Annotated in this window: 18 protein-coding genes; 7 read left to right on the top strand and 11 right to left on the bottom strand. The window is 71.7% G+C overall.

The window, feature by feature from the left end:
• Nucleotides 1–65: 65 nt before the first annotated feature.
• From OHA84_RS22660 to OHA84_RS22650, 3 genes are all read right to left on the bottom strand, one after another.
• The gene (locus tag OHA84_RS22660) at nt 66–1,019 is read right to left on the bottom strand and encodes a GNAT family N-acetyltransferase (protein WP_063839612.1); all 954 of its coding nucleotides are present in this window, start codon (nt 1,017–1,019) and stop codon (nt 66–68) included.
• A 201-nt stretch (nt 1,020–1,220) separates the two neighbouring features.
• Entirely contained in the window at nt 1,221–2,495 is a 1,275-nt protein-coding gene (locus OHA84_RS22655; protein WP_053682180.1) for an Ig-like domain-containing protein, read from the bottom strand.
• Nucleotides 2,496–2,641: 146 nt separating this feature from the next.
• Nucleotides 2,642–2,929: a hypothetical protein gene (locus OHA84_RS22650; RefSeq protein ID WP_234350238.1), complete on the bottom strand. Its 288-nt coding sequence runs from the start codon at nt 2,927–2,929 to the stop codon at nt 2,642–2,644.
• Between the two features lie 164 nt (nt 2,930–3,093).
• On the opposite strand from OHA84_RS22650, the gene OHA84_RS22645 reads away from it, so the two are divergent.
• Nucleotides 3,094–3,408, top strand: a complete 315-nt coding sequence (locus tag OHA84_RS22645) for an LPXTG cell wall anchor domain-containing protein (RefSeq protein ID WP_053682182.1) — start codon at nt 3,094–3,096, stop codon at nt 3,406–3,408.
• Nucleotides 3,409–3,584: 176 nt separating this feature from the next.
• On the opposite strand, the gene hutH is transcribed toward OHA84_RS22645, so the two are convergent.
• The 5 genes from hutH to OHA84_RS22620 all read right to left on the bottom strand — a co-directional run bounded on the left by hutH (nt 3,585) and on the right by OHA84_RS22620 (nt 9,660).
• Nucleotides 3,585–5,126 carry a histidine ammonia-lyase gene (gene hutH / locus OHA84_RS22640; protein WP_053682183.1) on the bottom strand — a complete coding sequence of 514 codons (1,542 nt, stop codon included), beginning with the start codon at nt 5,124–5,126 and terminating at the stop codon, nt 3,585–3,587.
• 118 nt (nt 5,127–5,244) lie between these two features.
• The gene (locus OHA84_RS22635; protein ID WP_266949464.1) at nt 5,245–6,357 is read right to left on the bottom strand and encodes a GGDEF domain-containing protein; all 1,113 of its coding nucleotides are present in this window, start codon (nt 6,355–6,357) and stop codon (nt 5,245–5,247) included.
• Nucleotides 6,358–6,595: 238 nt separating this feature from the next.
• The gene (locus OHA84_RS22630) at nt 6,596–7,384 is read right to left on the bottom strand and encodes an enoyl-CoA hydratase/isomerase family protein (protein ID WP_053682184.1); all 789 of its coding nucleotides are present in this window, start codon (nt 7,382–7,384) and stop codon (nt 6,596–6,598) included.
• Between the two features lie 25 nt (nt 7,385–7,409).
• Nucleotides 7,410–8,576, bottom strand: coding sequence for an adenylate/guanylate cyclase domain-containing protein (locus OHA84_RS22625; RefSeq protein WP_053682185.1), 1,167 nt, complete (start codon nt 8,574–8,576; stop codon nt 7,410–7,412).
• Between the two features lie 205 nt (nt 8,577–8,781).
• The gene (locus OHA84_RS22620) at nt 8,782–9,660 is read right to left on the bottom strand and encodes a biotin--[acetyl-CoA-carboxylase] ligase (protein WP_053682186.1); all 879 of its coding nucleotides are present in this window, start codon (nt 9,658–9,660) and stop codon (nt 8,782–8,784) included.
• Nucleotides 9,661–9,791: 131 nt separating this feature from the next.
• Here OHA84_RS22620 and OHA84_RS22615 point away from each other — a divergent pair, with 131 nt between their 5' ends.
• From OHA84_RS22615 to OHA84_RS22600, 4 genes are all read left to right on the top strand, one after another.
• Nucleotides 9,792–11,384: an acyl-CoA carboxylase subunit beta gene (locus OHA84_RS22615; protein WP_266970034.1), complete on the top strand. Its 1,593-nt coding sequence runs from the start codon at nt 9,792–9,794 to the stop codon at nt 11,382–11,384.
• A gap of 17 nt (nt 11,385–11,401) precedes the next feature.
• Nucleotides 11,402–11,611 (top strand): acyl-CoA carboxylase subunit epsilon, encoded by a 210-nt coding sequence (locus OHA84_RS22610; protein WP_053682188.1) that lies wholly within the window; start codon nt 11,402–11,404, stop codon nt 11,609–11,611.
• 102 nt (nt 11,612–11,713) lie between these two features.
• A complete protein-coding gene (gene mmpB / locus OHA84_RS22605) occupies nt 11,714–11,848 on the top strand; it encodes a morphogenic membrane protein MmpB (RefSeq protein ID WP_266949456.1) in 135 nt (44 codons plus the stop codon).
• A gap of 42 nt (nt 11,849–11,890) precedes the next feature.
• On the top strand, nt 11,891–12,499 hold the full coding sequence (locus tag OHA84_RS22600; protein ID WP_371591438.1) for a nucleoside triphosphate pyrophosphatase: 609 nt from the start codon (nt 11,891–11,893) through the stop codon (nt 12,497–12,499).
• On the opposite strand, the gene OHA84_RS22595 is transcribed toward OHA84_RS22600, so the two are convergent.
• Nucleotides 12,480–12,962, bottom strand: a complete 483-nt coding sequence (locus tag OHA84_RS22595) for a hypothetical protein (RefSeq protein ID WP_234350239.1) — start codon at nt 12,960–12,962, stop codon at nt 12,480–12,482. The two genes, OHA84_RS22600 and OHA84_RS22595, sit on opposite strands and share 20 nt — an antisense overlap.
• A gap of 378 nt (nt 12,963–13,340) precedes the next feature.
• On the opposite strand from OHA84_RS22595, the gene OHA84_RS22590 reads away from it, so the two are divergent.
• Nucleotides 13,341–15,101 (top strand): biotin carboxylase N-terminal domain-containing protein, encoded by a 1,761-nt coding sequence (locus OHA84_RS22590; protein ID WP_266970037.1) that lies wholly within the window; start codon nt 13,341–13,343, stop codon nt 15,099–15,101.
• A 151-nt stretch (nt 15,102–15,252) separates the two neighbouring features.
• Here OHA84_RS22590 and OHA84_RS22585 read toward each other — a convergent pair whose 3' ends face one another.
• The gene (locus OHA84_RS22585; protein ID WP_053682709.1) at nt 15,253–16,167 is read right to left on the bottom strand and encodes a DeoR/GlpR family DNA-binding transcription regulator; all 915 of its coding nucleotides are present in this window, start codon (nt 16,165–16,167) and stop codon (nt 15,253–15,255) included.
• 211 nt (nt 16,168–16,378) lie between these two features.
• Nucleotides 16,379–17,818 carry an NAD(P)H-quinone dehydrogenase gene (locus tag OHA84_RS22580; RefSeq protein ID WP_266949450.1) on the bottom strand — a complete coding sequence of 480 codons (1,440 nt, stop codon included), beginning with the start codon at nt 17,816–17,818 and terminating at the stop codon, nt 16,379–16,381.
• A gap of 175 nt (nt 17,819–17,993) precedes the next feature.
• Between OHA84_RS22580 and OHA84_RS22575 the strand changes: the two genes are divergently transcribed.
• The gene (locus OHA84_RS22575; RefSeq protein ID WP_053682711.1) at nt 17,994–18,431 is read left to right on the top strand and encodes a gamma-glutamylcyclotransferase; all 438 of its coding nucleotides are present in this window, start codon (nt 17,994–17,996) and stop codon (nt 18,429–18,431) included.
• The last annotated feature ends 11 nt before the right edge of the window (nt 18,432–18,442 follow it).

Genomic DNA, 18,442 nt, shown 5'->3' with positions numbered 1-18,442 from the left:
TGCGTCCGGCCGGCCCCGCGGGCGCCCGCCGCGGGTCACGGTCCGCGCCGCGCCCCGGCCCCGGGTCACAGTGTGCGTTGGAAGATTCCCACGCCGCGTTCCCACCGGTAGCCCAGGGACTCGTTGACCGCCCGCATGGGGCCGTTCTCGTCCGCCACGGTCGTGCCGATCTGTCGCAGGTCCGGGTGGCACGCGGCCATGTCCGCGAGCATGCGGAGCTTGACGGCGCGGCCGAGGCCGTGGCCCCGGTGGGCGGAGACGACCACCGTGTCGTACTGGAGGGCGCGCGGCCCCGTCGGGTCCGTCCGGACGAGCACCGTGTACGCGGCCACCTCCCCGGCGGGGGTCACCGCCGCGACCGTGGTCAGGTCGCCGCCCCGCTCCAGGACCAGCCGCTGTGCGGCCCGTACCCGCTCGGCCGTCCACGTCATCGTCTGCTCGTCCATGTCCCCGCTCGGCGCGTCCTCCATCGCGCCGTGGGCCACGGCCAGCGCCGGCGCCCACGCGTCGGGGACGATCCCGGGCCAGCACAGCAGCTCGTAGCCGGGGGTGGCCGGTATCGCGGCGGGTGTCGCCACGTCCTGGACGTACCAGGCCATCCGCAGCACGTTCTCGAAGCCGAGGGACTCGGCGAACGCCCGGCCCGGGCCTTCGAGGTCGACGAGCGCGGAGACCGAGGTGCGGTCGCGCGCGAGGAGCTCGGCCCGGACCCGCTCCCACAGGGCCGTGCCCACGCCCCGCCGGCGCGCCTCGGGGCGCACCGTCAGCACGTCCAGGAACGCGGTGTGCGTGTTGCCCTCGTCGGTGAACAGGAGCAGGCCCGCGACGCCGGCCCCGTCGTCCGTCGTCCAGAACGCGTTCCGGCCCCGGGCCGGCGGCACCCGGAGCCGGCCGGCCACCTCCACGCGGGAGGGCGCCGGCAGCCCCGGCAGGTCGGTGGTCGTGGCGGCGGTCAGGACCGCGAGCCAGGAGTCCACCGCGGCGTCGGAGGGGGGTGGGGCAACGGGTCGGATCGTCATGAGCGGGACCCTAGCCGGGGCGTCCGCCGCGCGCTCAGGGGTTTTCCGTCATCGTCACCCGCGGGCGGGAGTCGGATGAGAAGGGGACCGAGACGCCGGACGACGACGGACGGCGGGAAACCCGTGTGGGTTTCCCGCCGTCCGTGGTGTCCGCGCGTCAGTTCAGTTCGTACACGGCGTCAGTTCGGGTCGTACACGGCGTCAGGAGGCCGCGCCCGCCTTCCACTCCGCCCAGCTCATGTTCCAGCCGTTGAGGCCGTTGTCCGGCTTGATGGTCTTGTCCGGGGAGTTGACCACCTCGACCACGTCGCCGATCAGCGAGTTGTCGAAGAACCACGAGCCGGGGGTGTTCGGGTCGTTGGCGCCCTGGGCGTCGTTGAGACCGACACAGCCGTGACTGGTGTTGACCTTGCCGAAGATCGAGTCGGCGCCCCAGTAGTTGCCGTGGATGAAGGTGCCCGAGGTGGACAGCCGCATCGCGTGCGGGACGTCCTTGATGTCGTACTCGCCCTTGCCGTCGCCGTCCTTGAAGCCGACGGTGGCGCCGTCCATCCGGGTCTCCTTGAACTTCTCGGAGATCACCATCTTGCCGTTGTACGTCGGGTTGTCCGGGGACCCCGCCGAGATCGGAATGGTCTTGAGGACCGCGCCGTCCCGGGTGACCGTCATCTGCTTGGTCTTCGCGTCGACCTTGGCGACCTGGCTGCGGCCGACCTTGAAGGAGACGGTCTTGTTCTGGACGCCCTGGACGCCGGGCGCCCCCTTCACGCCCTCCAGCGCCAGCTTCAGCGTGACGGTGGAGTTCGCCTTCCAGTACTCCTCCGGGCGGAAGTCCAGTCGCTGCGAGCCGAACCAGTGGCCGACGACTTCCTGGCCGCTGCTGGAGGTGACGTTGATGGCCGCCTGGACGGCCTTCTGGTCCTTGATCGGCTTGTTGAAGGTGATCGAGACCGGCATGCCCACGCCGACGGTCTGGCCCTCGTCCGGGATGAACGAGCCGACGAAGCTGTTCTCCGGGGAGACGGTGGTGAAGGACGCGTTCTCGTGCGCCTCCTTGCCGGCCTCGTCCTTGGCGGTCGCCGACAGGGCGTACTTGGTGGAGCGCTTGAGCGCACCGTCCGGCTTCCAGCTCTTGCCGTCGCCCGCGATCTTGCCGGGGACGACCGTGCCCTCCGTGCTCTTCAGCTCGACCTTGGTGAGCGTGCCGTCACTGACGGCGACCTTGGTCGCGTCGTTCAGGCCGATGTTGGTGGCGCCGTCCTTGGGCGTGATGGCTATTCGGGCCTTGGAGCTGTCCTTGGCCGCCGCGGCGTCCACGTCCGCCTGCGACTTGCCGCTCTCCGTGCCGCCCGCCTTCGGGTCGCCGTCTCCGCCGCCGTTGCAGGCCGAGAGCATCAATACGCCACCGAGCACGGCGGAAACGGCCACCAGGGACCTCTTCCTCCGCATGCTGTCCGTCCTCACACGCCACTCCATCGTTGCCGGAACCCCCGAGCTCCACCCGGCTACCGCCGGGCGGTATCCCTACCGGACAGGGGGGCACGCCCCCCTGCCACGGATCAACAACGCTCACACGACCCTGTTCGGTTCCACATCCGGTTCGAATGTGTGCAATCCCACGGTCACGCGTTGCCGGTCGGCTCTTCGTCGTGTTCCCCATCTTCCTCGTCCAGGTCCCACTCCATGGACTCGGGGTCGTATTCGGCGGGCTCGCTGCTCCAGGAGGCCTGGGCCAGTTCCACTCCGGGGATGTCCGTGACCAGGTCGGTGGGGTCGACGAGGTAGGCCAGGGCCTCCGACTCGTCGTCGCGGACCGCCGCCTCCGCGTGGCCGCGCTCCTCGTCCGGCATGAACTCGTCGGCCTTGATGTGGGTGTGCGCCGCTCCGGTCAGTGCCGTGGCGTCGGTCACTTCGAGGACCAAATCCACCCGAAGTCGTACGTACCGTGATGTCTCAGAAGGGTTCATACGACGGAGAGTAAGCCCGCGGCCGCCCCGACTTTCCCACGACCCGCCCCTTTCACTAGCATCGGCGCACACGGCCAATTCGCTGCTGCCACAAGGGGGATCGCACCGTGTCCGCACGTCGACCGCTGCTCACCGCTCTCGGAGCGACCACCCTCCTCGCCGCCCTCTGGTTCGTGCCGTCGGCCAACGCCACGGCACCGGAACAGGCGTCGGGATCCTCCGGGGCGCCCGTCCCCGCCAACACGGGCACGATCACGTCCTCCGACACGATCGTGAACCACGCGGAACCCCAGGAGGCCGTTCTCGCCCTCGCCGACACCGGCAGTATCGACACCACCCCCTACCTGATGGGCGGCACCCTCTTCCTGGGGCTCGGGGCGGGGTTCGTGACCTTCTCCGTACGCCGCTCCCGCGCCGAGTAGCGCCGCTGAGCCCTCCGGGGCCGACGGCGCCGGACGCGACGCACGACGGACGCGGCGCCCGAGCCACGCGGCGCCCGATCAAAGGCGTGAGAAGACGCGAAAGGGCCGCGCACCGGGGGATCGCCCCGGGCGCGGCCCTTCGTCGTACTGTCGCCGGTCGGGCGAGCCGTGACGGGTCAGGCGAGCGGACCGGTCACCGTTTCGACCGCCTCGACGAGTTCGCCCGATCGAACGAACGCGTCGGCGGCGGCCAGGTCGGGGGCGAGGAAACGATCCGGCCCGGGGCCCTGGACTCCCGCCGCGCGGGCGGCCGCGATGGCGGCCCGGCTCGCCGGGGCCGCGGTGAGCCCGTGGCGCAGCTCGATGGCCCGGGTGGCCGCGTACAGCTCGATGGCGACGATCCGGGTCAGGTTGTCGACGGCCGTACGGAGCTTGCGCGCGGCCGACCAGCCCATGGAGACGTGGTCCTCCTGCATGGCGGAGGAGGGGATCGAGTCGGCGGACGCGGGCACCGCGAGCCGCTTCATCTCGCTGACCAGGGCGGCCTGCGTGTACTGGGCGATCATCAGGCCCGAGTCCACGCCGGCGTCGTCCGCGAGGAACGGCGGCAGGCCGTGCGAGCGGTTCTTGTCGAGCAGCCGGTCGGTGCGCCGTTCGGCGATGGAGCCGAGGTCGGCGGCGGCGATGGCCAGGAAGTCCAGGACGTACGCGACGGGGGCGCCGTGGAAGTTGCCGTTGGACTCCACGCGACCGTCGGGCAGCACCACCGGGTTGTCGACGGCGGCGGCCAGTTCCCGGGAGGCGACCAGGGCGGCGTGCGCCATGGTGTCGCGGCCCGCGCCGGCGACCTGCGGGGCGCAGCGCACCGAGTAGGCGTCCTGGACGCGCGGGGCGGACTCCTCCTGGAAGTGCCCGGTGAGCCCGGAGCCCTTCAGGACGGCGGCCATGTTGGCGGCGGACGCGCCCTGGCCGGGGTGCGGGCGGATGGCGTGCAGCTCGGGGGCGAGGACCTTCTCGGAACCGAGCAGCGCCTCCAGCGTCAGCGCGGCCGTGATGTCGGCGGACGTGTACAGCTTGGCGAGGTCCGCGAGGGCCATGACCAGCATGCCGAGCATGCCGTCGGTGCCGTTGAGGAGGGCGAGCCCTTCCTTCTCGCGCAGCTCGACCGGCTCGATGCCGGCCTCGGCGAGCAGCTCGCCGGCGGGCCGGACGGACCCGTCGGGTCCCTCGGCGTCGCCCTCGCCCATGAGCGCGAGCGCGCAGTGGGACAGCGGCGCGAGGTCGCCGGAGCAGCCGAGGGAGCCGTACTCGTGGACGACGGGGGTGATCCCGGCGTTGAGCACGTCCACCATGGTCTGGGCGACGGAGGGGCGTACGCCGGTGTGTCCGGAGGCGACGGTCTTCAGTCGCAGGAACATCAGGGCGCGCACGACCTCCCGCTCGACGCGCGGGCCCATGCCGGCGGCGTGCGAGCGGACGATGTTGCGCTGGAGCTGCGCGCGCAGCTCGGGGCTGATGTGCCGGGAGGCGAGGGCGCCGAACCCGGTGGACACCCCGTAGACGGGCTCGGGCTTGGCGGCGAGCGCGTCGACGATCTCGCGGGCGCGGGCCAGGGCGTCGAGTGCCTCGCCGGACAGCTCGACGCGCGCGTTGCCGCGGGCGACGGCGATGACGTCCTCGGCGGTGGTCCCGGACGTCCCCACCACGACAGTGTGCATATCCATATTCAGCACCCTACGGACTGAATCCTTCTCTGTCACTAGCCAGTTCGATGAGGGTCCCTCACGCGCCGTCACCGCCCCCGTCACGGCCCTTGTCCGGCCCGGGAGCGGGTGCTCAGGCCCGGCCGCGGAACCGTCGCCGCTCCCCCGCCGCCTCCTGCGCGGCGTCCGCGAGCCGCACCACGGCCGTGTCCCGCCCCGCCACCACGGGCTGGGGCGACCGCGCGGCCTTCGCCTTGTACTGGGCGGCGTCCGCGAGCCGGAAGAGCCGCCGGGAGGACTTCACCAAGCCGATGGGATCCCCGGTCGAGGCGACCCCGCAGGCCACTCCCTCGCCCAGTTCCAGCTCGGCGGCCCGAAGGCACAGCTCCTCGGCCACCCGCACCACCTCGTCCGCCGACGGCCCCAGGCTCACCAGGCAGAACTCGTCACCGCCGAGGCGGGCCACCAGCGCGCCCGGCAGCATGGCCCCGCACAGGCTCAGCACGGACCCGAACCGCTCCAGGAGCCGGTCGCCCATGGCGTGACCGAGGGTGTCGTTGACCTTCTTGAGGCCGTTCAGGTCACAGACGGCCAGGCTCACCACCGCCCCGGAGCGCCGGTGCTCCTCCAGGGCCTCGTCCAGCCGCATGTCCACGGCCCGCCGGTTGGCGAGTCCGGTCAGCGGATCGGTGAAGGCCAGCCGCCGGGCCTCTTCGAGCCGCTCGTTCTGCGCGAGACCCGCCGCCACGACGGCGGCCAGGACCGTCGCGAACTCCGCGTCGTCCTCGTCGAAGTCCGGCAGCCCCTCGTCCCGGGCCACGTACAGCTCGCCCCAGGCCCGCCCGCTGAGCACGATGGGCGCGACGACACAGGTGCCCCGGCCGCGCCGGCGCAGGGCCTCGCCGCGCCGTCCGGGCCGGTCTCCGACGGCGCTCTCGACCCAGGCGTGCGGGCCACCGCCGCCCGCCCAGCGCTCGTGCAGGAACTCGGTGATCTCCGGGAAGTCGTGGACGGGATAGGACTCGTCCTCGGGGAACGCCTCCTCCCCGGCCCGCCGCTCCCCCTCGTTGACGAGCACCCGCAGCCGTCCCCGTTCGCGCTCCCACGCGGAGATGGCGGCGAACGATCCGTCCAGGGCCAGCCGCGCCCCCCGCGCGGCGGCCCGCACGCTGTCCCGCGGCAGGCAGGCGGCCGCCATGGCCTGCGCGAGGCCCACGACGGCTCTCAGCCGCCCGTCAACTCCCATCACCCCAGACTAGGGAGTTTTGTCCAACTTCGTACCTTCCCACCCGGCCGCGCGAATCAGTCCGGCCGCGCGAATCGACCCGGCCGCACAAATCCAGCCCCGCCGGCGTTTGAGGCGCGGGGGCCCGGGGGCAGCGCCCCCGCAACGGCGCCGCGCGCGACCCCGCACCCGCACCCCCCGCATCCAGGGGCCGGCGGGGCCCCGGGCCCCGCCCACCAACCCCCCGGCCGGCCAGGCCCTACGTCCAGCGCGGCTTCCGCTTCTCGTTGAACGCCGCCACACCTTCCGCCCGGTCCCCGGAGAACGCCACCGTCCGCCAGGCCGCGTCCTCGATCTCCAGGCCGGCCGTCAGGTCCATGCCGTGCCCCAGCCGCAGCGCCCGCTTGGCCGCGCGCAGCCCGACCGGCGAGTTCGCCGCCATCCGCCCGGCCAGCGCCAGCGCCTCCTCGCGGTCGGAGCCCGCCGGGACCACCGAGTCCACCAGGCCCAGGTCCAGCGCCTCGGCCGCCTCGACGCGGCGCGCCGTGAAGATCAGCTCCGCCGCGCGGGCCGCGCCCACCCGTCGGGGCAGCAGTTGGGTGCCGCCGCCGCCCGGGATCACGCCGACCGACACCTCGGGCAGGCCGACCACGGCCGTCTCGTCCGCCACGATCACGTCGCAGGCCAGGGCCAGCTCGAAGCCGCCGCCCAGCGCGAACCCGTGTACCGCGGCGATCGTCGGCATCGGCAGTTCCAGCACGCCCCCGTACGCCCCGCGCGTGGTCGGCCGCTGCCGCAGCAGTTCGGCGTCCGACAGTGAGTTGCGCTCCTTGAGGTCGGCCCCGACGCAGAAGGCCCGTTCCGCGGTGGAGGTCAGTACGACGACCCGCACCGAGGCGTCCGCGGCCAGCGAGGCGCACGCGGCGCCGATGGCCCGGGCCATCTCCGTCGACACCGCGTTCATGGCTTTGGGGCGGTCCAGGACCAATTCGACGACCCCGTCGTCTCCGTGCCGACGTACCGCTACGAACTCCGACTCCACAGGCACTGGGGACCCTCCCGGTTAACGAACGTTACCCGGGGATCTTAGGTGTCCTCCGCGTCAGCGACCAGGGTTCGACGACCCCGAGCCCGCGCACCGGCCGCTGCCACATCGGCTGGAGCGCGAAGCGGTAGGTGCCGCCGCCCTCCTCCGACGCGGCTTCCTTCTCCGACCGCGGCGCGGCCCCGGTCCGGCCCAGTTCCTCGGCCATCGCGCCGTCCACGAGCACCGCGTCCTTGGGCGCTATGGACGTCAGCCGGCTCGCCAGGTTCACCGTGGTGCCGAAGACGTCGCCCATCCGGGTCGTCACCGTGCCGAAGGCGATCCCGACCCGCAGCTCCGGCATCTGCGGATCGGCTTCCATGGTCTCGATCAGCCGCAGCGCGATCTCCGCCGCCGTGGCCGCGTCGTCGGCGCAGTACAGCACCTCGTCGCCCAGGGTCTTGATCAGTCGCCCGCCGTGTGCGGCGACCAGGTCGGCCGCCGTGGTCTCGAAGGCCTCGACGAGTTCGCCGAGCTCCTCCTCCTCCAGCCGCCGGGTGAGGCGGGTGAAGCCCACCAGGTCCGCGAAGCCCACCGCGAGCCGGCGGTCGACCATCTCCTCGTCGTCGGCGACCTGCACCACGCGCCCGGTCGCGGCCGCCAGCTGGCGGCGCCACACGTAGACGAGGAACTCCTCCAGCTCCGGCAGCAGCAGCTCGACCAGCGGGTACGTGACCTCCGTACGGGTCATCCCGGGCTCCGGCGGCTCCGTCAGCCCCTCCAGGAAGGAGTCGATCTGCCATTCGGCCAGTCGGGCGGTGGTCTGGCCCGTGGACCGCGCCACCTGCACCGCCATGGGCTCGCTCAGCAGGCCGGCCTCCACCAGGCCGGCGAGTCGGCGCAGCGCCAGTACGTCGGCCTCGGTCAGTGCCTTGGCCTGGCCGATGTCCGCGAAGCCCATGGCCCGCCAGAAGCGGGAGGCCAGCTCCATCGAGACCCCGGCGCTGCGGGCCGCCTGGAAGGGCGTGTACCGGCGCTCGGCGCCCAGGATCAGCTGCTCCAGGCGGATGGCGAGCGGGTCGGCCGTCGGCTGGGCCGTGTGGTCGACCTCGTGGTGGGGGGTGTGCTGGTCGCGCCCGATGGGGGTGCCCGCGCCGGCGGACGAGCCGGACGCGCCGGACGCGGGCGCACTGGACGTTGAGTCGTCGACGGTCAAGGGCCGCCTCCTGTCCATTCCGTGCGCAATTCCGACTTCCGAACCGATTGATCACCGGGAGGACCGGGATCGCCTAAACCATACGGCAGGTGTGCCGTAGCTCACTCCCCACTCCGCCGGCCGCGACCCGAGCGTGATCCGCGCCCGGCCGCCCCGTCGGGCCGGCCGGCCGGGTGCCCGCCCCGGGCGGGCACCCGGAGCCGGCCTAATGGGTCGACCGCAGGTGGACGACGTCGCCGGCGCCCACGGCCTCGTGCGCGTCGTCGGCCGTCCGGATGACGAGCCGACCGTCCGCGTCGACCGCTTCGGCCGTCCCGGTGAGCGTGCGGCCTCCGGGCAGCTCCGCGCGCACGTGCTTGCCCAGCGTCGCGCACCCCGCCGCGTACGTCTCCTGGAGCCCGCTGGTCGCCGGGTCGCCGCCGGCCGCGCGCCAGTTCCCGTACCACTGCTCCAGGGACCGCAGCACGGCCCTGAGCAGCGGGTCCCGGTCGGTGACGGTCGCCTTGGCCAGGGCCAGGGAACCGGCGGTGTCCACCGGCAGCTCGTCCTCGCCGAGCGTGACGTTGAGGCCGATGCCGACGACGACCCCGTCGCCGACCCGTTCCGCGAGGATCCCGCCGGTCTTGCGCTCCTCGCCGTCCACGGTGACCAGCAGGTCGTTGGGCCACTTGAGGGCGGTGTCCACGCCCGCCGCCCGGGACAGCCCCGTCGCGGTGGCCACGCCGGCCAGCAGGGTGAGCCAGCCCCACCGCTCCTGCGGTACGTCCGGCCCGGGCTTGAGCAGCACGGAGAAGAACAGCCCGGACCGCGCGGGCGCCGTCCAGGTCCGGTCGAGGCGCCCGCGCCCTGCGGTCTGCTCCTCGGCGACGAGCACGGCTCCCTCGGGCAGCGTCGCGGCCCGGGCGGCGAGATCGGTGTTGGTGGACCCGGTGGCGGGCACGACCTCCAGCGAGGTCCACAGCCCGTCCTCGACGACGAGCGCCCGGCGCAGGGCGGCGACGTTCAACGGCGGCCGGTCGAGGCTGGACCAGCGGCCCGCGGAACCTCCGGTCGGAGTTCCGGCTGATGCATCTGATGGCGTCATGCAAGCCACAGTAGGTGTGTCAAACGCCGCACTGCCGAGCGCCATGCCCGCCGATACGCTACGCACCAGTAGCCAGCAGTAGTCAATCAATTGACCAGGCAGTTGACACCACACAGGGAGCCGCGACCCCGATGTCACAACCCTCAGAGCCGATCGACACGCACACGACCGCGGGCAAGATCGCGGACCTGCGGCGACGCATCGACGAAGCCACGCACGCAGGGTCCGCGCGGGCCGTGGAGAAGCAGCACGCCAAGGGAAAGCTGACGGCGCGTGAGCGGGTCGCCCTGCTGCTGGACGAGGGTTCGTTCGTCGAACTCGACGAGTTCGCCCGGCACCGGTCGACCAACTTCGGTCTGGAGAACACCCGCCCCTACGGTGACGGCGTCGTCACCGGCTACGGCACGGTGGACGGCCGCCCGGTGGCCGTGTTCTCGCAGGACTTCACGGTCTTCGGCGGAGCCCTCGGCGAGGTCTACGGCCAGAAGATCATGAAGGTCATGGACTTCGCGCTGAAGACCGGATGTCCGCTCATCGGCATCAACGACTCCGGCGGCGCCCGCATCCAGGAGGGCGTCAGCGCGCTGGGCATGTACGGCGAGATCTTCCGCCGCAACGTGCACGCCTCGGGCGTGATCCCGCAGATCAGCCTGATCGTGGGACCGTGCGCCGGTGGCGCCGTCTACTCGCCCGCCATCACCGACTTCACGGTGATGGTCGACCAGACCTCGCACATGTTCATCACCGGCCCGGACGTCATCAAGACGGTCACCGGCGAGGACGTGGGCTTCGAGGAGCTGGGCGGCGCCCGCACCCACAACTCCACCTCGGGCGTGGCCCACCACATGGCAGGCGACGAGAAGGACGCGATCGAGTACGTCAAGTCGCTCCTCGCGTACCTGCCGTCGAACAACCTCTCCGAGCCGCCCGCCTTCCCGGAGGACGCGGACACCGAGGTCACCGACACCGACCGCGAGCTCGACGTGCTGATCCCGGACAGCGCGAACCAGCCGTACGACATGCACACCGTGATCGAGCACGTGCTCGACGACGCGGAGTTCCTGGAGACGCAGTCGCTGTTCGCGCCGAACATCCTCACCGGCTTCGGCCGCGTCGAGGGCCACCCGGTGGGCATCGTCGCGAACCAGCCGATGCAGTTCGCGGGCTGCCTGGACATCAACGCCTCCGAGAAGGCCGCGCGCTTCGTGCGGACCTGCGACGCCTTCAACGTCCCGGTGCTGACGTTCGTCGACGTCCCGGGCTTCCTTCCGGGCACGGACCAGGAGTACAACGGAATCATCCGGCGCGGCGCGAAGCTGATCTACGCGTACGCCGAGGCCACGGTCCCCCTGATCACCGTCATCACCCGCAAGGCCTTCGGCGGCGCCTACGACGTGATGGGCTCCAAGCACCTCGGCGCGGACCTCAACCTGGCCTGGCCGACCGCGCAGATCGCCGTCATGGGCGCCCAGGGCGCGGTGAACATCCTGCACCGCCGCACCCTCGCCGAGACCGCCCCGGAGGAGGTGGAGGAGACGCGCGCCCGCCTGATCACCGAGTACGAGGACGCGCTGCTCAACCCGTACACGGCCGCCGAGCGCGGGTACATCGACGCGGTGACCATGCCGTCCGAGACCCGGGCGCACGTGGTGAAGGGGCTGCGTCAGCTGCGGACCAAGCGGGAGTCCCTGCCCCCGAAGAAGCACGGCAACATCCCCCTCTAGGCCCCGAGGAGCTCACAGTGGTGATCAAGGTCGTCAAGGGGAACCCGACCCCGGAGGAGTTGGCCGCCGCACTGGCGGTGGTCCAGGCGCGCGCGGCGGCACTGGCCTCCGTGCCGCCGGGCGCCTCCCGCGTCAAGGACGAGTGGGCCTCGCCGGCCCGGACGGCCCGCCGGCGCCTGCCGCAGCCGGGGCCGCACGCGTGGGGCCGCACGTACTGGCCCGGCTAGGCCCTGTCTTCGGTACCGGTACCGAAGATGACGCGAACGGACGGTGGCGCCTGAGTACGAGTACTCAGGCGCCACCGGCGTCCCTCGGGACAGGATCGACGCATGCTCTGGTCAGACCCGAAGGACGAGCCCCCGAAGGACATGCGCGACGCCCAGGCCATGGTCCGGAGAATGATCGTGGTGCTCGCGCTCGCCATGATCGTGGTGGTGTACGTCCTCGGCGTGGACCACTTCTAGACCCCTCCTGCGTCCCCCGCCGTCGGCCCTACGATGGCGGGCATGACTGCTGCTGAACCGCGCGCGCTCGTCCTCGCCTCCGCCTCCCCCGCCCGACTGAACCTGCTGCGACAGGCCGGGCTCGCCCCGCACGTGATCGTCAGCGGCTTCGACGAGGACACGCTGAGCGCCGACACCCCCTCCGAACTGGCCCTGGCCCTGGCCGAGGCCAAGGCGGCCGTGGTGGCCGCCCTGGACGAGGCCGCGGGCGCCCTGGTGATCGGCTGCGACTCGGTGCTGGAGCTGGACGGCGAGGCGCTGGGCAAGCCGGCGGACGCCGAGGAGGCGACGGCCCGCTGGAAGTCGATGCGCGGGCGGGCGGGCGTCCTGCGCACCGGGCACTGCGTCATCGACACCGCGAGCGGCCGTCGGGTCTCGGCCACCGCGTCCACGACGGTCCGCTTCGGCGAGCCGTCCGACGCGGAGGTGGCGGCGTACGTGGCCAGCGGGGAGCCGCTGCACGTGGCCGGGGCCTTCACCCTGGACGGTCTGTCGGCGCCCTTCATCGACGGAATCGACGGCGATCACGGCAATGTGATCGGGATCTCCCTGCCGCTGCTCCGCTCGCTGCTCGGCGAACTGGACGTGTCCATCACGGATTTGTGGGCTTGAGTTCTCCGTACGGCGGGGGCGGCGGGACGTCCCGGGGCAGCGTGTCCCGGGGTCCGGCGGCCGGCGCCGCGTCACCGGGCGCGGGGAGCGTCAGGACCAGCACGATCAGGCACAGGATCAGCATGGTCGCCGCGAAGGCGGACCAGCCGACCAGCGCCACGGCCAGCGCGCCGAGCACCACGTGGGTGACGGCCGCGCTGACGAGGACGATGCGGGCGAAGCGACCCGGAGCCCGGTCCCGTACGGCGACGATGCCCAGCAGGACGGCGCACACCAGCAGGAACGCGCCGATGCCGGCGCCCATCGCGTAGGTCGCCTTGGACATGACGTCCGGATCCATGCCGGCGATCGACATCGACTGGTTCGCGGTCGTCTTTCCCAACACGACGTGAACGAGGACGAGCAACGCCGCTTCCGCGACGAGCACGACCGCCGCCACGCCGGCCACGATTCTGCGCAGCACGACGCTCCCATCCCCACAAGCCACAAGCCTGTTCGACGCCCTGGAGGCTACTAACGGGTAATCCCCGGGACAAGGGGTGCGGGCAGGTTGATTGCGCGAATCGGGTCCGTGCAGCGATCAAGCAAAGAAAGCCTGGTCCGTTCGTAGGGACTCGACAAAGAATCACCCGGGGCCGCTGACCCGCCGGACAGAGACCTCGGATGCGTGACGGGGTTACTGTGCAGTCGGGGATCCCCCTTGCCTGGGGCGCCACAAGGGCTTTCCGGACTCGAGGCAGGCTCGCATCACACTCTGTGTGGGCAAGCTCACCTCTGGATAAGGGTCGAAAGGCCGTGTGGGCTGTCCCTAAACTCAGGTTGTTTCAAGGAGGGAGCCATCGTGCGCAAGGTGCTCATCGCCAACCGTGGCGAAATCGCTGTCCGCGTTGCTCGGGCCTGCCGGGATGCCGGGATCGCGAGCGTAGCCGTCTACGCCGACCCGGACCGGGACGCTCTGCACGTCCGCGCGGCCGACGAAGCTTTCGCGTTGGGCGGTGACACCCCGGCCGCCAGCTACCTCGACATCGCGAAGGTTCTGCAGGCGGCGGCGGACTCCGGCGCGGACGCGATCCATCCCGGGTACGGCTTCCTGTCGGAGAACGCCGACTTCGCCCAGGCCGTCCTCGACGCCGGTCTGACGTGGATCGGGCCGCCGCCGCAGGCCATCCGTGATCTCGGTGACAAGGTCGCCGCCCGGCACATCGCCCAACGCGCCGGCGCCCCGCTGGTCGCCGGGACCCCCGACCCGGTCTCCGGGTCGGAGGAGGTCGTGGCGTTCGCGAAGGAACACGGCCTCCCGATCGCGATCAAGGCCGCGTTCGGTGGCGGCGGTCGCGGCCTGAAGGTCGCCCGGACCCTCGAAGAGGTCCCCGAGCTGTACGACTCCGCCGTCCGTGAGGCCGTCGCCGCGTTCGGACGCGGTGAGTGCTTCGTCGAGCGTTACCTCGACAAGCCGCGTCACGTGGAGACGCAGTGCCTGGCCGACACCCACGGCAACGTCGTCGTCGTCTCCACCCGTGACTGCTCGCTCCAACGCCGCCACCAGAAACTGGTCGAGGAGGCCCCGGCGCCGTTCCTGACGGACGCCCAGAACGCCGAGCTGTACGCCGCCTCCAAGGCCATCCTGAAGGAAGCCGGCTACGTCGGCGCGGGCACCGTGGAGTTCCTGGTCTCCGCCGACGGCCTGATCTCCTTCCTGGAGGTCAACACCCGCCTCCAGGTCGAACACCCCGTCACCGAGGAGGTCACCGGCCTCGACCTCGTCCGGGAGATGTTCCGCATCGCCGACGGCGAGGAACTCGGCTACGGCGACCCGGTCCTGCGCGGACACTCCTTCGAGTTCCGCATCAACGGCGAGGACCCCGGCCGCGGCTTCCTGCCCGCCCCCGGCACCGTCACCCGCTTCGCACCGCCGTCGGGTCCCGGCGTCCGCCTCGACGCGGGCGTCGAATCCGGCTCCGTCATCGGCCCCGCCTGGGACTCCCTCCTCGCCAAGCTGATCGTCACCGGCGCCACCCGCGAACAGGCCCTCCAACGCGCCGCCCGCGCACTCGCCGAGTTCGAGATCGAGGGCATGGCCACCGCCCTCCCCTTCCACCGCGCCGTCGTCACCGACCCCGCCTTCGCCCCCACCGAAGGACCCTTCACGGTCCACACCCGCTGGATCGAAACCGAGTTCGTCAACGACATCAAGGCGTTCGTGGCCCCCGCCGCGGAGGACGCCGAGGACGAACCCGGCCGCGAGACCGTCGTCGTCGAGGTCGGCGGCAAGCGACTGGAGGTCTCCCTCCCGTCCTCGCTGGGCATGACCCTGGCCCGCACCGCCGCCGCCGGCGGCGCCAAGCCCAAGCGCCGCGCCGCCAAGAAGTCCGGCCCGGCCGCCTCCGGCGACACCCTCGCCTCCCCCATGCAGGGAACCATCGTCAAGATCGCCGTCGAGGAAGGCCAGCAGGTCAACGAAGGCGACCTGATCGTCGTTCTTGAGGCCATGAAGATGGAACAGCCGCTCAACGCACACCGCTCCGGCACCATCGTCGGCCTCAAGGCCGAAGTCGGCGCCTCCCTCACCTCCGGCGCCACCATCTGCGAGATCAAGGACTGACCACCGTCCCGTTCTCACGTCGAAGGCCCCGCCCGGTGATCCGGGCGGGGCCTTTCGACTACAGGGCCCACGACCACTGGCCCTACGACCACCGGCCCTACGACCACAGGGGCCTTCCGCCGCAGGGCTCGACGACGGAGGCGCCCAGGGCCTAGCGACGCCGCATGTCCGCGACCCGCGCCCGCTCCCCGGCCTGCTGTTCCAGCAGCCCGGCGGGCGCGCTGCGCAACTGGGCGGTCGGACCGCCCCGCCGCTGGACCGGCAGCGGGGAATCCCGCCGTGGCCGACGCCCCTGCATCCCGTCACCACCGCCGGAGGCGACCGCCCCGGCCACCGTGATCTGCACGCCCTGATCGGCCAGCGCCTGCAGTTCCGTACCCGCCCGTTCGTCGTGCGGCGGTGGCTCGTCGGTCACCAACCGCGTCATCACGTCCGTGGGCACGGTCTGGAACATGGTGTCCGTACCGAGCTTGGTGTGATCGGCGAGTACGACGACCTCCGCGGCGGCCTGCACCAGCGCCCGGTCCACGCTCGCGGAGAGCATGTTGGACGTGGACAGCCCGCGCTCGGCGGTCAGCCCGCTCCCGGACAGGAAGGCCCGGGAGACCCGCAGCCCCTGGAGGGACTGCTCGGCGCCGCTGCCGACGAGCGCGTAGTTGGACCCGCGCAGCGTTCCGCCGGTCATCACCACTTCCACCCGGTTGGCATGGGCCAGCGCCTGGGCGACGAGCAGCGAGTTGGTGACGACGGTCAGTCCGGGCACCCGGGCGAGCCGGCGGGCCAGCTCCTGCGTCGTGGTACCGGCGCCGACGACGATGGCTTCGCCCTCTTCGACGAGGCCGGCCGCGACATCGGCAATGGCGGTCTTCTCCGCCGTCGCGAGATGGGACTTTTGCGGAAAGCCGGACTCTCGCGTGAATCCGCCCGGCAAGACCGCACCGCCGTGCCGGCGGTCGAGGAGTCCTTCTGCCTCCAGTGCCCGCACGTCCCGCCGTACGGTCACTTCGGAGGTCTGGACGACGCGGGCGAGCTCACGAAGCGATACCGCTCCGTTGGCCCGCACCATTTCGAGGATCAATTGGCGACGTTCTGCAGCGAACACGAAACTGACAGTAACCCCAACGACCGTCTGCTTTCAGCTCCTTACGCCGGAATACCGAAGTTGTCCGTAAGGTGGGGTGACTAGTGGTATACGCGGTCGGACAGTTTCGTGAACAGTCCGCCACGTCACTCCCGGCCGCCCCAACCTCCCTGCGGACAAAGGCGCTTGACGGTGCCTACGCCTCGCCGGCGGCCTTCCGGTTGTGCAACTGGCGTGCCGCCTCGGCGATCGAACCGGACAGCGAGGGGTACACGGTGAACGTGTTTGCGATCTGCTCGACCGTCAGGTTGTTGTCGACGGCGATCGAGATCGGGTGGATCAGTTCGCTCGCGCGCGGCGCGACGACCACGCCGCCGACGACGATGCCGGTGCCCGGGCGGCAGAACAGCTTCACGAAACCGTCCCGGATGCCCTGCATCTTGGCGCGCGGGTTGCGCAGCAGCGGGAGCTTCACCACGCGGGCGTCGATCTTGCCGGAGTCCACGTCGGCCTGCGTGTAGCCGACGGTCGCGATCTCGGGGTCGGTGAAGACGTTCGAGGAGACCGTCTTGAGGTTCAGCGGGGTCACCGCGTCGCCGAGGAAGTGGTACATCGCGATGCGGCCCTGCATGGCGGCGACCGAGGCGAGCGCGAAGATCCCGGTCACGTCACCGGCGGCGTAGACGCCCGGCGAGGAGGTGCGGGAGACCTTGTCGGTCCAGATGTGCCCGGACTCCTTGAGCCGGACCCCGGACTCCTCCAGGTTCATGTTCGCCGTGTTCGGGATCGCGCCGACCGCCATCAGGCAGTGGGTGCCCGTGATGACGCGCCCGTCGGACAGCGTGACCTCGACCCGGTCGCCGACCCGCTTGGCGGACTCGGCGCGGGAGCGGCCGATGACGTTCATGCCGCGGCGCCGGAACACGTCCTCCAGGACGGCGGCGGCGTCGGGGTCCTCGCCCGGCAGCACCCGGTCGCGCGAGGACACCAGGGTCACCCGGGAGCCGAGCGCCTGGTACGCGCCGGCGAACTCCGCGCCGGTGACGCCCGAGCCGACCACGATGAGCTCCTCGGGGAGCTCCTCCAGGTCGTACACCTGGGTCCAGTTCAGGATCCGTTCGCCGTCGGGCATCGCGTCCGGGATCTCCCGGGGGGTGCCGCCGGTCGCGATCAGCACGGCGTCGGTGGTGAGGATCGTCTCCGTGCCGTCGGCCGCCGTGACGATCACGTCCCGGGTGCCGTCGATGCCCTGCGGGCCGCCGAGCTTGGCGCGCCCGCGCATGACACGGGCGCCGGCCCGGGTCACGGAGGCGGTGATGTCGTGGGACTGGGCCAGCGCGAGGCGCTTGACGCGTCGGTTGACCTTGCCGAGGTCCACGCCGACGACGCGCGCCGCCTGCTCGATGTGCGGGGTGTCGTCAGCGACGACGATCCCGAGCTCCTCGTACGAGGAATCGAAGGTCGTCATGACCTCGGCGGTCGCGATGAGGGTCTTCGAGGGCACGCAGTCGGTGAGAACCGACGCACCGCCCAGGCCGTCGCAGTCGACGACGGTCACCTCCGCGCCGAGCTGGGCGCCCACGAGGGCCGCCTCATATCCGCCGGGTCCGCCGCCGATGATCACGATCCGGGTCACGAAAACTCCGCCTCACGTCTACCCGGCCGGTTGCCGCCCCCGGCCGGGGGGTCCGGGGGGTCTCCCCGGGGGATGCATTCCGTGCCCCATTGTCCCGCACGCATCAAGGTGCTTCACGCCCGGTCCCGCCATCCGGGCACGCGTCGATCCCCGCCCCTCCCGTACCCTCGACCACATGTCGCTCTACGCCGCGTACGCCGGCAACCTCGACCCGCGGCTGATGACGCGCCGCGCTCCGCATTCGCCGCTGCGCGGCACGGGCTGGATCAACGACTGGCGGCTGACCTTCGGCGGCGAGCAGATGGGCTGGGAGGGCGCGCTGGTCACGGTCGTCGAGGCCCCGCGTCACCAGGTCTTCGTCGCGCTGTACGACGTGGCCCCCTTGGACGAGGACTCCCTGGACCGCTGGGAGGGCGTCGGGCTCGACATCTACCGCCGGATGCGGGTGCGGGTGCACACCCTGGACGGCGAGGAAGCCGCCTGGATCTACGTCCTGAACGGTTACGAGGGCGGTCTGCCCTCCGCGCGCTACCTCGGCGAGATCGCCGACGCGGCCGAATCCGCGGGCGCCCCGCACGACTACGTGATGGAACTCCGCAAGCGCCCCTGCTGACGCCCACCGGC

Origin of the sequence: Streptomyces sp. NBC_00513 (genome assembly GCF_041431415.1) — a bacterium.
GTDB lineage: Bacteria > Actinomycetota > Actinomycetes > Streptomycetales > Streptomycetaceae > Streptomyces.
The sequence above is the reverse complement of the archived record's forward strand: the minus strand, read 5'-3'. Positions and strand labels throughout refer to the sequence as shown.

Bases quoted from the DNA above. Each gene is read 5' to 3' on its own strand.
- OHA84_RS22575 (WP_053682711.1), top strand. From the start codon at position 17,994: ATGTCGCTCTACGCCGCGTACGCCGGCAACCTCGACCCGCGGCTGATG.
- OHA84_RS22655 (WP_053682180.1), bottom strand. From the start codon at position 2,495: ATGGAGTGGCGTGTGAGGACGGACAGCATGCGGAGGAAGAGGTCCCTG.
- hutH (WP_053682183.1), bottom strand. From the start codon at position 5,126: ATGCACACTGTCGTGGTGGGGACGTCCGGGACCACCGCCGAGGACGTC.
- OHA84_RS22585 (WP_053682709.1), bottom strand. From the start codon at position 16,167: ATGGTGCGGGCCAACGGAGCGGTATCGCTTCGTGAGCTCGCCCGCGTC.
- OHA84_RS22600 (WP_371591438.1), top strand. From the start codon at position 11,891: ATGACTGCTGCTGAACCGCGCGCGCTCGTCCTCGCCTCCGCCTCCCCC.
- OHA84_RS22660 (WP_063839612.1), bottom strand. From the start codon at position 1,019: ATGACGATCCGACCCGTTGCCCCACCCCCCTCCGACGCCGCGGTGGAC.
- OHA84_RS22615 (WP_266970034.1), top strand. From the start codon at position 9,792: ATGTCACAACCCTCAGAGCCGATCGACACGCACACGACCGCGGGCAAG.
- mmpB (WP_266949456.1), top strand. From the start codon at position 11,714: ATGCTCTGGTCAGACCCGAAGGACGAGCCCCCGAAGGACATGCGCGAC.
- OHA84_RS22620 (WP_053682186.1), bottom strand. From the start codon at position 9,660: ATGACGCCATCAGATGCATCAGCCGGAACTCCGACCGGAGGTTCCGCG.
- OHA84_RS22635 (WP_266949464.1), bottom strand. From the start codon at position 6,357: ATGGGAGTTGACGGGCGGCTGAGAGCCGTCGTGGGCCTCGCGCAGGCC.